15 protein-coding genes are annotated in these 12,899 nt (G+C 51.8%); 1 reads left to right on the top strand and 14 read right to left on the bottom strand.

What is annotated here, in order from left to right; all coding sequences use genetic code 11:
- Positions 1 to 3: 3 nt before the first annotated feature.
- From L3556_RS00200 to L3556_RS00180, 5 genes are all read right to left on the bottom strand, one after another.
- Positions 4 to 2,127 carry a putative bifunctional diguanylate cyclase/phosphodiesterase gene (locus L3556_RS00200; protein WP_277865285.1) on the bottom strand — a complete coding sequence of 708 codons (2,124 nt, stop codon included), beginning with the start codon at positions 2,125 to 2,127 and terminating at the stop codon, positions 4 to 6.
- Between the two features lie 191 nt (positions 2,128 to 2,318).
- Complete coding sequence (locus tag L3556_RS00195; RefSeq protein WP_277865284.1) at positions 2,319 to 2,924, bottom strand: CPBP family intramembrane glutamic endopeptidase; 606 nt, start codon at positions 2,922 to 2,924, stop codon at positions 2,319 to 2,321.
- A 16-nt stretch (positions 2,925 to 2,940) separates the two neighbouring features.
- Positions 2,941 to 3,264, bottom strand: a complete 324-nt coding sequence (locus L3556_RS00190) for a 2Fe-2S iron-sulfur cluster-binding protein (protein ID WP_277865283.1) — start codon at positions 3,262 to 3,264, stop codon at positions 2,941 to 2,943.
- 123 nt (positions 3,265 to 3,387) lie between these two features.
- Positions 3,388 to 3,855, bottom strand: a complete 468-nt coding sequence (locus L3556_RS00185; protein WP_277865282.1) for a tetratricopeptide repeat protein — start codon at positions 3,853 to 3,855, stop codon at positions 3,388 to 3,390.
- Positions 3,856 to 3,918: 63 nt separating this feature from the next.
- Positions 3,919 to 4,134, bottom strand: coding sequence for an Hfq-related RNA-binding protein (locus L3556_RS00180; RefSeq protein ID WP_277865281.1), 216 nt, complete (start codon positions 4,132 to 4,134; stop codon positions 3,919 to 3,921).
- Positions 4,135 to 4,176: 42 nt separating this feature from the next.
- On the opposite strand from L3556_RS00180, the gene dapF reads away from it, so the two are divergent.
- The gene (dapF, locus tag L3556_RS00175) at positions 4,177 to 5,013 is read left to right on the top strand and encodes a diaminopimelate epimerase (protein ID WP_277865280.1); all 837 of its coding nucleotides are present in this window, start codon (positions 4,177 to 4,179) and stop codon (positions 5,011 to 5,013) included.
- Here dapF and nth read toward each other — a convergent pair.
- From nth to L3556_RS00130, 9 genes are all read right to left on the bottom strand, one after another.
- Complete coding sequence (nth, locus tag L3556_RS00170) at positions 4,958 to 5,674, bottom strand: endonuclease III (protein WP_277865279.1); 717 nt, start codon at positions 5,672 to 5,674, stop codon at positions 4,958 to 4,960. The genes dapF and nth overlap by 56 nt on opposite strands.
- Before the next feature lie 9 nt (positions 5,675 to 5,683).
- On the bottom strand, positions 5,684 to 6,793 hold the full coding sequence (gene rseP / locus L3556_RS00165; protein ID WP_277865278.1) for an RIP metalloprotease RseP: 1,110 nt from the start codon (positions 6,791 to 6,793) through the stop codon (positions 5,684 to 5,686).
- Positions 6,794 to 6,900: 107 nt separating this feature from the next.
- The gene (locus L3556_RS00160; protein WP_277865277.1) at positions 6,901 to 7,518 is read right to left on the bottom strand and encodes a Uma2 family endonuclease; all 618 of its coding nucleotides are present in this window, start codon (positions 7,516 to 7,518) and stop codon (positions 6,901 to 6,903) included.
- On the bottom strand, positions 7,515 to 7,667 hold the full coding sequence (locus L3556_RS00155; protein ID WP_277865276.1) for a hypothetical protein: 153 nt from the start codon (positions 7,665 to 7,667) through the stop codon (positions 7,515 to 7,517). The genes L3556_RS00160 and L3556_RS00155 overlap by 4 nt, the downstream gene beginning before the upstream one ends.
- 122 nt (positions 7,668 to 7,789) lie before the next feature.
- Positions 7,790 to 8,410 carry a GerMN domain-containing protein gene (locus L3556_RS00150; RefSeq protein WP_277865275.1) on the bottom strand — a complete coding sequence of 207 codons (621 nt, stop codon included), beginning with the start codon at positions 8,408 to 8,410 and terminating at the stop codon, positions 7,790 to 7,792.
- Positions 8,411 to 8,430: 20 nt separating this feature from the next.
- Positions 8,431 to 10,326, bottom strand: a complete 1,896-nt coding sequence (glmS, locus tag L3556_RS00145) for a glutamine--fructose-6-phosphate transaminase (isomerizing) (RefSeq protein ID WP_277865274.1) — start codon at positions 10,324 to 10,326, stop codon at positions 8,431 to 8,433.
- 30 nt (positions 10,327 to 10,356) lie between these two features.
- Entirely contained in the window at positions 10,357 to 10,860 is a 504-nt protein-coding gene (locus L3556_RS00140) for a hypothetical protein (RefSeq protein WP_277865273.1), read from the bottom strand.
- Between the two features lie 139 nt (positions 10,861 to 10,999).
- Positions 11,000 to 11,659, bottom strand: a complete 660-nt coding sequence (gene hisG / locus L3556_RS00135) for an ATP phosphoribosyltransferase (RefSeq protein ID WP_277865272.1) — start codon at positions 11,657 to 11,659, stop codon at positions 11,000 to 11,002.
- A complete protein-coding gene (locus tag L3556_RS00130) occupies positions 11,653 to 12,891 on the bottom strand; it encodes an ATP phosphoribosyltransferase regulatory subunit (RefSeq protein WP_277865271.1) in 1,239 nt (412 codons plus the stop codon). Before L3556_RS00130 ends, hisG begins: the two co-directional genes overlap by 7 nt.
- Positions 12,892 to 12,899 lie beyond the last annotated feature (8 nt).

Below are 12,899 nucleotides of genomic sequence, written 5' to 3'. Positions count from 1 at the left end.
GTCCTAGGGCAGGGGTTTTTCCGGTTGGATGGGAAAATGCATTGTTTCTAGAAGGGGGGCGATCTCCGCCGCTGGTATCGGCCGGGAATAGAAATAGCCCTGGCCATATTCGCAGCCCACCCTATTGAGGATCTGCACCTGGGTCTCGTTTTCTACCCCTTCTGCCACCACATTCATCTTCAAGTTATGGGCCAGCAGAACCATCACCCCGACCATGTTCAAATCCGACTCATGGGTATCAATTTTAGAAATAAACGTGCGATCTATTTTCAGGGTATTGATGGGAAAACGGTGGAGGTAGCTCAGGGACGAATAACCCGTACCAAAATCATCAATGGCAATGGCGATGCCCAACGCCTGCAACTCCTCTAGGGTATCTCTGGCAACGTTCATGTCATCCATAATCGTACTTTCAGTAATTTCCAACTTGAGATGCTTGGGATCTAACTGATACTCATTGAGGATGCTTTGTACCAAAGCGACAAAACCCGATTGACACACTTGACGACTGGCTAGATTCACATTCACCTGAAGATTTTGGGTCGCCGAACCCAGATTAATCCAAGCGTTCATTTGCTGGCAGGCCTGGCGCAGTATCCATTCCCCCATGGGAATGATCAGTCCCGTTTCTTCGGCCACAGGAATAAATTGATCCGGGGGAACCAGGCCCCGACTGGGGTGCTGCCAACGCATGAGGGCCTCAAAGCCAACTAATTGGGCCGTGGCAATGGAGATGATTGGTTGATAGTAGACGCGCAATTCATCCTGGGCGATCGCCCGCCGCAGATCCGTTTCAATTTGTTGAATGGTGACAATATGATCATGCATACTGGCATCAAAAATAGCGTACCGAGATCGTCCCTGGTCCTTAGCCCGATACATGGCCGTATCAGCATCCCGGAGAATATCCTCAGGATTCTCGTAATCCGTCAGACTGAGGGTAATACCAATACTGGTACTCACAAAAACATCGTGATCCCCAACATGAAAAGGCTCCTCTAAACTTTGGTGAATTTGATTGGCAACATAAATGGCATTCAGGGGGCTGTCACGGTGATGCAAAAGAATGGCAAATTCATCGCCACCCAATCGAGCTAAGGTATCATCCTCCCCCAGGGACTCCAGCAACCGTTGGGAAATTTGAACGAGGAGTTCATCCCCAATCCGATGACCTAAGCTGTCATTGATCATTTTGAACCGATCAATATCTAGTAAAAAAACACTCCATCTTAAGTCTTTTTGACTCTTGGAATAAATGAGGGCTTGATCGATGCGATCGGTAAATAATGTCCGGTTCGGTAAATCTGTTAATTTATCGTGGAGAGCCGAATGTAAAATTTGCTCCTCGGTGCGAATCCGATGACTAATATCCGTTTGTAGACCTACAAAACGAACGAGTTGCCCATCCTGATCAAAGACGGGATTCACGCTTAACTCATTCCAAAAGGGTGTGCCATCCTTGCGATAATTGAGTAGCACCCCGAAAAATGGTTGCCGATTCTGAATAGCTCTTCGTAGTTTCTCTAGGGTGACTGAACTGGTGTCCTGTCCCTGCAAAAATCGACAATTCCGTCCTAATATCTCCGGGGGATCATACCCCGTAATCCGCAGAAAGGCTGGATTCACAAAAATAATCGGATTATCGGGAGCAAGGGCATCGGTAATCACGACTCCGGTGGAGATTTGATCAATGGCAGCGGCAAGATCATCATGCTTCCGCAGCGATGTCCGCAGGGCCTGGAGAGTATAGTGATGCTCAATGGCATAGCGAATCGATCGCTCAAGGGCCGCCGCACTAATGTGACCCTTGACAAGGTAATCTGCTGCTCCAGCTTCCATAGCCGCCAGATCAATATCCTGATCCCCTTGGCCCGTCAAAAGAATAAAGGGACGCTCCCTTCGCTGGGGAGATTGAAAAAGTTCTAACCCGATTTCCCTACCAAGACGATAATCTACTAAATATACGTCATGATCATCGTCATCTAGTATCTGCTCCGCTGCTTCATAGGTTGAAACCCAATCAACAAGGTAACGGGTTAAAGAAATTTGTTTGAGAAGATTCTGGGTAATCAGATAATCATCTTCATCATCTTCAATCAATAACACCTTGATTTCTGCTGGATGCATTGGCAGGGAAATTCCTTAGCCCATGGAACTAGATTTGAGTGTCAGTATTTGTTAATTCTATCCCCTTCTCATCCTTGATCGGGTCAACCAGAGAAATTTTCCAGATATCGTCCTAAGAAAGGTAGCAATAGTTATCTTGATAGGGACTATGCCGATAGAGACTATGCCCCATCCTTTTCCCTTTTAATGAATCACTTCCCTATTGATTTATTCTGGGGCGATCGCCACTTCCAGAGAATGGCTGCGATCCAATTTGTGGCTATATGAGCAACTACTGGCAAAAGTAAATTATGACTGACCACCGCACTGTAGCCAAACATCACACCCACAACCGTTGCCCACAACGCATAGGGCCAGTATTGTCGCCCACTAAAATGGAGAATACCAAAACAAAGGGCAGAACCTAGGATTCCTGACCAATCGAGGCCCAACGTGGGTAAAAGAACCCCGCGAAAGAGGAGTTCCTCACTCAAGCCAGGTAACAATCCTAACCAGAAAATATCCCCCCAAATTAAGGGACGGAGAACCAGTGCCAGGTATAAATCCGAGGCATGGCGATAGGTTGGCCATAGCCAGTACAGTAACGCACTCATCCCGGTAATGAGTAACCCAAGCACCAGACCCAGTCCCAAATCTTGGCCACTCCAAGCCAAGGGTAATTGGCCGCCAGCAAAGGGGGTTCGCAACCAGACCTTGGCAATAATCAACCACAGAATGGCGGTTAAGCCCATGGCAATTAAAATCTGGGTACGATTCAGTGGCTCTAATTCGGGTTGGTGGGATGTGGGGTCAACCATGGATCAGGGCGATTCCCTAGGTTTGAAACTGACCAAATTGCAGGTTATAAACTTCTTCTTCTTTCTCACTGAGAATTTTTAGGTCTGAACGGGGATGGGCAACACAGAGCAGTACATAACCCTTTTCCCGTAGGTTAGGGCTTAAACCCATGGCATCGCCGTGATCCACGTCGCCACTGAGAATTTGGGCGGCACAGGTGGTACAGACCCCGGCATTGCAGGAACTGGGAAGGTCAACACCGGCACCATAGGCAGCCTGGAGGATTGCTTGATCTTCGGGGACTTGGATCTGATGGGTTTGACCCTGATGATTAATTTCGACGGTATAGGTTTGGCTCATGGCCGCACAATGTCACGAAACAGCATGATTTTACTATTATCCCCTAACGCCTGCCCCTGGCCACGGCGATCGCCCCGGAAACAGTCAAACTAAGGATTCAACAAGTAAGAATTGAAAAACCCCCTAGAGTTGGGCGGTACATTCTAAGATCAGACGCTGATTAATCAGGGCATGGGGCTGAATATCAAGGGCCCGCCGGAATAATTGAATCGCCTGGCCATAGTCCCCTTGGGCTTGGTAGCACAGACCCAGACCATGGAGGGCCCCAAAATGGTAGGGAACCAGTTCCAGGACTCGTTCACAGTCAGCGATCGCCTGCTCAAGTTTACCTTGGGTGTAGTACAGCACAGCCCGCCGATTGAGGGCCTCGGCAAAATCAGGAAACTGCTCAATTAAGCGACAGAGAAGGTCTTCCGCCAGATCGACATCGCCAATGGATAAGAGTTCCTGGGAGCGTTTTAGGGCCTGTAACCCCATCGTTCCCTTTTGACAAAACCAATGATGCCATAACTCTTGAGTCGCCCGTTCTCGAATCTGGGGATCCCCATCTCGCAAGGCCTCAAGTAAGCTATCTATCCGGCTCTGATCCATTCTCTGTCACCTTTTTCGTCCGTTTTGCAACTTGGAACTGGGTAATATTGGAACCCCTAGCCCCTAGGCCTTGGGTTTAACAAAGACGATTGCCTGTTTCCAGACAATGGTGGGTTGATCGTAGTGATCAATAACACACAGGCAATTGGTGTCTTGCCAGCGGAGTTTTCCCACCACCAAATCACTGGTGACCAGCTTGACTTCTACCTCAGTATTGTCTTTAATTAAGGCTTGCATCTGCCGGACGCTGGGTAAGCCAGTCTCAAATTCATCAGTCATTATTGATCCTCTAATGATCTCACTCCAATTGTATGAGCTTGTATGAGCCTCCCTTTCGCTAAATACCAAGGTTTAGGTAACGATTTTATTCTGATTGATAATCGCCACCAGTCAGAACTTGCCCTTAGCCCTGAGCAGGCCGTCCATTGGTGCGATCGCCACCGGGGAATTGGGGCCGATGGTGTTATTTTTCTTTTGCCAGGTACAAGTGACACAGACTACCAAATGCGGATGTACAACGGCGATGGATCCGTTGCCGAAATGTGTGGCAATGGTATTCGTTGTCTAGCGAAATTTATTCTGGATTTAGAAAGGAAAGATGGGCAAACGCAGTACCGCATTGATACCCTGGCAGGGCTGATGATTCCTGAACTCCAAGGGGATGGTCAAGTCAAGGTAAATATGGGGCCACCCCAACTGTTAGCCGCAGAAATTCCCACCACCCTCGCCGCCCCCGATCAAAAGGTGATTTGCCAGTCCCTGGAGGTTGCCGGCCAGGTGTGGCCTGTCACCTGCGTGGGTATGGGGAATCCCCACTGTGTCACGTTTGTGGAAGATGGAGTCGCCATTCCCCTCCATGACCTTGGGCCCCAGTTTGAACACCATCCTGCCTTTCCCCAGCGAACCAATACGGAATTTGTCGAAGTAGTGCGCCCCGATTACCTGAAAATGTGGGTGTGGGAACGGGGAGCGGGAGCAACTCTGGCCTGTGGTACGGGAGCCTGTGCAACGTTGGTGGCAGCGGTTTTAGAAGGGCGCGGCGCAACCCAAGCCACGGTAGAGCTACCGGGGGGATGCTTGGACATTGCCTGGGATCAGCAGGCTAATACCCTGTGGATGACGGGGCCGGCAACCTTTGTGTTTCGAGGGGAGATCTAGCCTGGTATTCGGGGGGAGCGGAGGGACACAGATCCGCCAGTTCACAGCGATCGCACTGGGGATTGCGGGCCATACAGGTTGCCCGGCCATGGTAAATCAAGCGAATGGCCCAATTTTCCCACTCTGGCTGGGCGACAAGGCGCATCAAATCCTGCTCAATCTTCACGGGGTCGGTTTCCTGGGTAAGGCCAAGGCGGCGGCTGAGGCGTTTGACATGGGTATCCACCGTTACCCCCATATTGATGCCATAGGCATTGGCTAAAACGACATTGGCGGTTTTACGGGCCACCCCCGCTAAGCTCAACAGATCCTCCATAACCTTGGGAACTTGGCCGCCATAGACCTCTACGATTCGCTGACAGGCATTTTTTATATTCTTGGCCTTGTTGCGGTAAAAGCCAGTGGAGTAGATCAGGGTTTCCAGTTCCCCTAGGTCTGCTTCGGCAAAGGCTGCCGCATCGGCAAAACGGGCAAAGAGGGCCGGCGTAACTTTATTAACCCGCTCATCGGTACATTGGGCCGAAAGAATCGTAGCCACCAGTAATTGCACCGGACTGGCGTAGGTGAGGGAGCATTTGGCATCGGGGTACAGCCGCTTGAGGCGAATAAGAATTTCCAGGGCCCGCTGCTGGTTGGCAGAAAGCTTACGGATAATGGCCATAGGTTTACTTTAGCGAAACAACTGCTGTACCCAGACCGTTCCAGTTAGATTAACGGTATCCCGAACAATTAAAAACATTCCCAAACCCAGCAGCAGTACCAAGCCGGTTTGCATCACCCCTTCCTGGATACGATTGGGTAAGGGTTTGCCGCGAATGCCCTCAATCAAGAGAAAGAGCAACTGCCCCCCATCAAGGGCCGGTAAGGGCAGGATATTAATAATTGCCAGGTTAATGCTAATTAATGCCGCAAAGGTAAAGAGTTGTCCACTGTTAGAGCGAGCAATATCCGCCCCCATGGCCACGATCGCCACCGGCCCAGAGACTTGACTCGCCGCCTGATTAAAATTCTGGATCAGTTCCCGGAATCCACCGAGGGTGAGCCGTACCACCCGCTCAAATTCCGTGGAGGCCGCTGCCCCTAAACGTAGGGGATTGAGGGTGTGTTCTCGGTAAATATCCGCATTGGGAGCCAGTTGTACCCCAATGCGAGCTTGGCCGTCCTGGGTCAGCTCCGGGGTCAACTGAATCGTTTGTACCTGCCCTTGCCGCTGGATCTCTAAACGGAGGGGTTGATTAGGACTCTCTTGGATGACGTGCATCAGGTGGGGTAAACTGCCCGCTTCCGCCCCAAGGCGATCGCCATTGACGGCGACAACAATATCTCCGGCCCGCAGTCCGGCATCGGCGGCAACGGTACTACTATTGGTAGCCAAGGAGGGAATGAGTACGCCGCCATGGTAGTTGACCTGGGGAATGCCCAAAATGCCCAACTGAAGCAGTAATAAAAGGTAGGCAAAAATAAGATTGGCAATCACCCCGGCACTAATGACAATGGCCCGGTCTAGAATGGGGCGATTACTGAGGAGATTGGGATCATTGCGGGGAATACCACTCTCAGGGTCATCATCGGGAAAGCCCACATAGCCCCCCAGGGGAATCCCCCGCAGGGCATACTCCGTTTCCTTGCCCTGATATTTCCAGAGGACGGGGCCAAAGCCAATGGAAAAGCGATTGACGTGGATACCTTGGGTGCGTGCGGCTAAAAAATGCCCTAACTCATGGACAAAAATTAAAATTCCCAACACGGCGATCGCCGCAACAATAGCAAAAACTGACATGACCCGACCTAACGATGACTGAAGAAGTATCTCTGAAAATATCCCTTAATTTATTTCTTAATTGTTACATATCGCAAGCAATAGCTTAGTTATCATTACCGTTGCCGTCATGATTGCCCCTCCGTACTCCCCTGTACCTCATCTTCCGGCAGGTCAAAGTCCACCCCAGCATAGATATCTCCCAGGGGCAGCGGCAGATCCAGCGAGGCCAGCGTCACCACATCCCCCGATCCCTCGTAGTCACTTAACAGCCATTGACCGCCCTCCTGCCGCAAGTGCTGCAACACCCGCCAGCGATACTGTTCCACCAAGATATATTCCTGAAAACTGGGTAGAGAGCGGTAGTAGTCAAACTTGTCGCCCTGGTCGTAATTCTTCGTCGATTTCGACGCTACCTCCACAATCAGGCTGGGGTTCGTCACCGTGCTGGTACCCGTGCCGTGATACAACGGCTCCCCCGAAATCACCATCACATCTGGGTAGGTGTAAATCCGATAGCGTTCAATCCACAGCCGCACATTTTCCGTAAATAACCGATAGCCCTGAGTCCGTAGCGGCGGCTTCAGCACCACGCACAGATTCGTCACAATCTCATTGTGGTTAGTTGTCCCCCCCGCCATTGGCACAATCTCCCCGTCTCGATATTCACTGCGAAATTCCGCCTGAGCTTCGAGTTCCAGATACTCCTCAGGGCTATAGTTGCGGTTAGCCAGTTGAACGATCATGGGGTTCCTCCTGTGTCAACCTCAACGCCCAACTGCTTTAGATAGCCCGCCATTTTGCCACGCACCTCTAGCAGTTGGCTTTCCAAGTCTTCGATCTCCTTTTGCACCTCGACAATGTCGATCGCCTGCTCCTCGTCAAAGGCATCCACGTAAAGGCAAAGTCACCCTTCGTCTTGGGAGGAACCTCGCGCCAGAAGCGTTTATAGAGAGTGCTTTCCCCTGCTCATATTACCGCTCTCTACATCTACCGATTTCCGCTTAATTTCACTGTTCACTTTTTCGAGACAAGCTGACCCAGGGCAAAGTCCTCCTGAAATTCTTGACGGGTGATGGGTTGGCTGACTTCTAGGCCTTCTCCCCCTAAAACTCGTAGCGGCTCCCCTGCCACGGAAATCCAAACCGGGGCATTGGGGTCAAGGGCCGTTGCCGTGTAGATCACCTGACCAAGGCGACCCTGCATGGAGGTACTGCCGCCTCCCAGGGTAAACTCCTGGGACAGATCCACGTGGATGCCGTCTTCTTTAAGCTCAAACCGATTTAAGCGGGTATTTTCTGGGATGGTGGTACTAACATCTTGGTTGGCCGGTCCCTGCAATAATCGCTCTACGGCCCCCTGAAGGATCACATCCGGTGTGGTGCCCGTTAAACTCAGTTCAATGGTGGTGGGTGCTAAGACCAATTCGGTACCGTCTTCGGTGTCATCGGAAATGAGCCAGTACACCTGAACCTTCTCTCGGGCGATCGCTGGGCCATTGTCACCGGGTTGAATCACACTGGGGGTGTCTGGCCCTTGGGCAACAAACCAGGCGGCCGTACCACCGGAAATGACCGCCACCGCCGCTAGTCCAATTAAAAGTGTCCGCGATCGCCCGCGACTAGACTGGGGCATCATAACAACAATCCTCTGTAAGTTTATTCCACCGTTACCGACTTCGCCAGATTCCGGGGTTGATCCACGTCTAAGCCACGCCGGGCCGCAATATGATAGGCCAATAATTGCAGGGGAATCACGGTCAAAATCGGGGAGAGCAACTCATCGACCTCAGGAACGGGAAGGAGATCATCAAAGGTGTGACGGGCTTCCGTTTCTTCCATGGGGGTCACTCCAATCAGCCGTGCATCCCGGGCCCGGGCTTCCTGGGCATTAGACAGGACTTTTTCAAACACCGTTCCGGGCATGGCGATCGTCACCACCGGCACCTTTGCATCTAGGAGGGCAATGGGCCCATGTTTCATCTCTCCCGCAGGGTAGCCCTCCGCATGGATATAACTAATTTCCTTGAGTTTGAGTGCCCCTTCTAGGGCGATGGGAAAATTGATGCCCCGGCCTAGAAAAATAAAATCCTGAGTCTCGGCAAAGTCATGGGACAGGGCTTCAATATAGCGTTCCTGGCTCTCCAAGATCAGTTCCAATTGGGCGGGCAACTGCCGTAGCTGGCCAATAATCTCCCCAATACGGATCGGATCTATTTTTTGTTGAACAAAGGCCAAATCTAGGGCCAATAGATAGAAGGCCATTAACTGGCCCACAAAGGTTTTAGTGGCCGCAACACCAATCTCAATGCCCGCATGGGTATTAATTATCTGCTCCACCAGATGACCCAGGCTACTTTCGGGACGGTTGGTAATGCCCAAGAGTTGAGGCCTGTAGGGGCCACCCTTTTGACTGCGTCGCTCCTGTTCCATTTCTAAGGCCGCCAGGGTGTCGGCGGTTTCCCCGGATTGGGTCACACCAATGGTGAGGGTGTATTTGGTGAGCGGCGGCGGTGCATAGCGAAATTCTGAGGCATATTGAACGGTGGTGGGAATTTGGGCTAACTGTTCGAGCAGGTATTTACCCACTAAGCCCGCGTGCCAACTGGTTCCACAGGCAACAATCTGAATCTGCTCTACGTCAGCGTAAAAGTCAGGGGAAAGACCTATATTTACCGGACTTACCCTAGATTCAGGATGCCATTGATCCCACAGGTAGTATTCTAAACAGGCCCGTACCACCCCTGGTTGCTCGTAAATTTCCTTGAGCATGTAGTGCTTAAAGCCCTGTTTTTCCACCATGACTGGGTTCCAATTCAGGGTGCGGGGGGTTTTGCGGAGGCGATCGCCCTTAAAGCTATAGACTTCTACGCCGGTGGCAGTTAATCGTGCCAACTCCCCATTTTCCAGGGATAGGACGGCCCGGGTATAGGGAATCAGGGCTGGGGTATCGGAGGCACAGAAAAATTCTCCCTGGCCAAAACCAATAACCAAGGGAGCCTGTTGACGGGCAACAATTAATTCATCGGGATAGTCCGCTGAAACTACGGCAATGGCAAAGGCACCCCGCAATTCGGCTACGGCTTGGCGCACCGCCTCCAAGAGTGAATTACTATCCTGGCCCCTCTCACCCTCTAAATGGGTTAGGTATTCGGCAATCAGGTGGGGAATCACCTCCGTATCCGTATCAGATCGGAAGGTATGGCCATTGGCTTCTAGGCGTTGACGCAGTTCTCGATAGTTTTCGATAATGCCATTTTGAACCACGGCGAGGCGATCTCTACTGTCTCGGTGGGGATGGGCATTATATTCTTCCGGTTTGCCGTGGGTGGCCCAGCGGGTATGGCCAATACCCAAACGGGCGGGCACATCCTCTTGCTGAACTTTTTCGTAGAGATTGCGTAATTTTCCCTTCGCCCGGACGCAGTGGAGTTCCCCTTCAAAAACGGTGGCAATACCGGCGGAATCATAGCCACGATATTCCAGCTTTTGTAGACCGTCTAGGAGAACTTGGCTGGCGATCTGGGGGCCAATGTAGCCGACAATGCCACACATAGGCAAAAGCTCCGTAGGATGGGATCTCAGTTAACGGCGGGCAAACCGAGGCAAATCGACCTGGGCGCGGGACAGGGTATTTGACCCACAGGGGGTCGCCATTGTTCCTGGGGTTGAACCAGCTTTGAGGGGGCGATCGGGTAAAGATTTAGGATCTTTCTGTTTATGTACATCTTTCTGTACGTCTGCCTGCCAGGGGCGAATGCCTAAGGGTTGAATAGCCAGACTGGGGTGCAAATCCAGAAGGTGGGAGGCGGATAACTGGGTTGCGGCGGCTGCCACCAGGGTTTTTTGATGACTCTTCTGTTGATTCTGCTGTTGCTCAGATAATTGGGACTGCAATTGGCGAACGGTCTCTTTGAGATCCCGAATCTCTTGTTGTTGCTGAGTTTGCAAGTCTTGTCCTAGGGATAGTTTTTCTGTAGAGGGTAGCCTCCGACTAGCCAGGGCCTCTTCGATCGTTTGCCGGGGATTTGCGATCGCCCGCCATTGTTGATCATTAAACTGTAACCGACGCTTCTCAACCTCACTCATCACCGCACACCCACAAAACAGTAAAGAACTGGAAATTTTTATGAACTAGAGCGTAAAATTTTTAACAATTATTTAAGAAATCACTCTACCATGATTCCTCAAAAAATCAATCATCTGTGCTGGACAATTGTTTGATCTTTTACGCAGGGGCTTCCGATTCAATGCGAATCCCATCGATACGCAGACGCTTTATGTAGTGGCACAGATTGTCAGAATTGAGACGGTAACTCAAGGGGTGGGCAATCAACCGGGCGGTGCTGGTAAAGATTTGTTCTAATTCGACTAAGCCATTTTCCCGAAGGGTGCGGCCAGTGGACACTAAATCCACGATCGCCTCGGACATTCCCGTTAGGGGCCCCAATTCAACGGAACCATAGAGGGGCACAATATCCACAGGTAAATCAAGGTCTTGGAAATATCGCTGGGCGCAATGGACAAATTTGGAGGCCACCCGGCAATGGGCCGGTAATTCCCGGGCGGAACCGTAGGAACTGGTGGATTTGACTGCCACCGATAGACGACAGTGGCCAAAGCCTAGATCTGCCAAATGGGCCACCTGGGGCTGCTTCTCTTCTAAAACATCAAAGCCGACGACCCCTAACTGGGCCTGGCCATACTGCACGTAGACAGGGACATCCTGGGCCCGCACCAGTAGGGCCCGCGCTGTTCCTTGGGCTGCCAGGACTTGCAGTTGGCGGTGGGAGGGGTCTAACAGTTCCCGAAAGTCTAAACCGGCCTGGGCAAAGAAGGTAATACTGTCCTTGAGGAGGGCCCCCTTGGGTAGGGCAATGGTTAGCATCGCACCATCTCCGTGCTTAGGGCTTCAACCTGGGGTCGGCCCTGGGCATCTACCCATGCCAGGTAGGGAATATTGCGATCGCGGGCATAGGCCCGGAATTGTTCGGGGGCCAGCATTTCCAGGGCAACTTCAACCCGGGTAGTTCCCTCTAGCCGCAGGGTTTGGGCATGGGCAAAGGCTGCACCAAGGGCATTTTCCGCCGTGGGGATCACTAGCCATTGACTGTGGGCTATACCCGTAGCAAGGTGGCCCGTCCGCAAAAGAGCCTGTTCTAGATCCTCCAGATTAAAGACAAAACCAATCCCAGGGGTCGATTGTCCTTCCGGGTGGTATGTTCCCAATAACTGATCGTATCGCCCACCTTGGGCCACAACTTTTAGTTCGGTCTCAGTTTGCGCCATCACATCAAACACAATACCGGTGTAATAGTCAAAGGATTGGATCAAACTCAGATCCAGGGTCAGGGGCAAGGGATGATCGCTGCTGCCAATCAAGTCGATTAGGCTCTTTAATTGCTGTAATCGCTCTTGGGCCGGAGTAGAGAGGGGCCAGTCTTCCAGGCGATCGCAGACATCGGTGGCCGCCCCCCGCAGATCAAAAAGATCTAAGGCCCGATTCCGCAGCGTCGCCGGTAAACTCTCTAGAGCCACCCGATCTAAACGGGCAAGGTTCTGGCGAATCAATCCCCGCCATTCCGGGGGAAACTCCCCTAAAAGCATCTGGGTGAGGCCCCCATCCCCCAAGAGTAAGTAACAGGGAGATAGACCAAGGTTATGGAGACAGTCTTGGACAATGAGGAGGATTTCCGCATCGGCGGCCAGTCCTCCCCCACCAATTAATTCCGCGCCGGTCTGGAAAAATTCCTGTTGCTGGGTTAAACGTTGGGCACTCATCCCCTGGAGGGGCGATCGCCGAAACACATTCGCCTTGTAGTAGAGTCTTTGGGGGAAGGTAACACCGGCCATCCGCGTCACCGCAGCCCGGGCAATGGAAGCCGTTAGTTCCGGCCGCAACCCTAGGGATTCCCCATCCCCATGGCGTAAATGAATCAAGGTATCGGACTCTAGGGCCCCTCCAGCAATCAGAGTCTCAATTTTTTCAATGGTCGGCGTAATAATCTCTTGGTAGCCCCAGCGATGGAAAACCTGTTCCAATCGTTGTTCTAACCAGCGTTGACGGGCAACATCTAGGGGCAGCAGATCCCTTGCGCCAGTGGCAGGTTGATAGACCATAACGTTTA

Origin of the sequence: Candidatus Synechococcus calcipolaris G9 (assembly GCF_029582805.1) — a bacterium.
In the GTDB taxonomy this organism is placed as follows: Bacteria; Cyanobacteriota; Cyanobacteriia; order Thermosynechococcales; family Thermosynechococcaceae; genus Synechococcus_F; species Synechococcus_F calcipolaris.
Note: the sequence above shows the minus strand (reverse complement) of the source record. Positions and strands in the feature narration are given on the sequence as shown.

What these genes read in the sequence shown, in the direction of transcription:
- L3556_RS00160 (WP_277865277.1), bottom strand. Translation starts at nt 7,518, where the DNA reads ATGATCGTTCAACTGGCTAACCGCAACTATAGCCCTGAGGAGTATCTG.
- L3556_RS00150 (WP_277865275.1), bottom strand. Translation starts at nt 8,410, where the DNA reads ATGATGCCCCAGTCTAGTCGCGGGCGATCGCGGACACTTTTAATTGGA.
- nth (WP_277865279.1), bottom strand. Translation starts at nt 5,674, where the DNA reads ATGGCCATTATCCGTAAGCTTTCTGCCAACCAGCAGCGGGCCCTGGAA.
- L3556_RS00190 (WP_277865283.1), bottom strand. Translation starts at nt 3,264, where the DNA reads ATGAGCCAAACCTATACCGTCGAAATTAATCATCAGGGTCAAACCCAT.
- L3556_RS00180 (WP_277865281.1), bottom strand. Translation starts at nt 4,134, where the DNA reads ATGACTGATGAATTTGAGACTGGCTTACCCAGCGTCCGGCAGATGCAA.
- L3556_RS00195 (WP_277865284.1), bottom strand. Translation starts at nt 2,924, where the DNA reads ATGGTTGACCCCACATCCCACCAACCCGAATTAGAGCCACTGAATCGT.
- L3556_RS00140 (WP_277865273.1), bottom strand. Translation starts at nt 10,860, where the DNA reads ATGAGTGAGGTTGAGAAGCGTCGGTTACAGTTTAATGATCAACAATGG.
- L3556_RS00130 (WP_277865271.1), bottom strand. Translation starts at nt 12,891, where the DNA reads ATGGTCTATCAACCTGCCACTGGCGCAAGGGATCTGCTGCCCCTAGAT.
- L3556_RS00185 (WP_277865282.1), bottom strand. Translation starts at nt 3,855, where the DNA reads ATGGATCAGAGCCGGATAGATAGCTTACTTGAGGCCTTGCGAGATGGG.
- dapF (WP_277865280.1), top strand. Translation starts at nt 4,177, where the DNA reads ATGAGCCTCCCTTTCGCTAAATACCAAGGTTTAGGTAACGATTTTATT.
- rseP (WP_277865278.1), bottom strand. Translation starts at nt 6,793, where the DNA reads ATGTCAGTTTTTGCTATTGTTGCGGCGATCGCCGTGTTGGGAATTTTA.
- L3556_RS00200 (WP_277865285.1), bottom strand. Translation starts at nt 2,127, where the DNA reads ATGCATCCAGCAGAAATCAAGGTGTTATTGATTGAAGATGATGAAGAT.
- hisG (WP_277865272.1), bottom strand. Translation starts at nt 11,659, where the DNA reads ATGCTAACCATTGCCCTACCCAAGGGGGCCCTCCTCAAGGACAGTATT.
- glmS (WP_277865274.1), bottom strand. Translation starts at nt 10,326, where the DNA reads ATGTGTGGCATTGTCGGCTACATTGGCCCCCAGATCGCCAGCCAAGTT.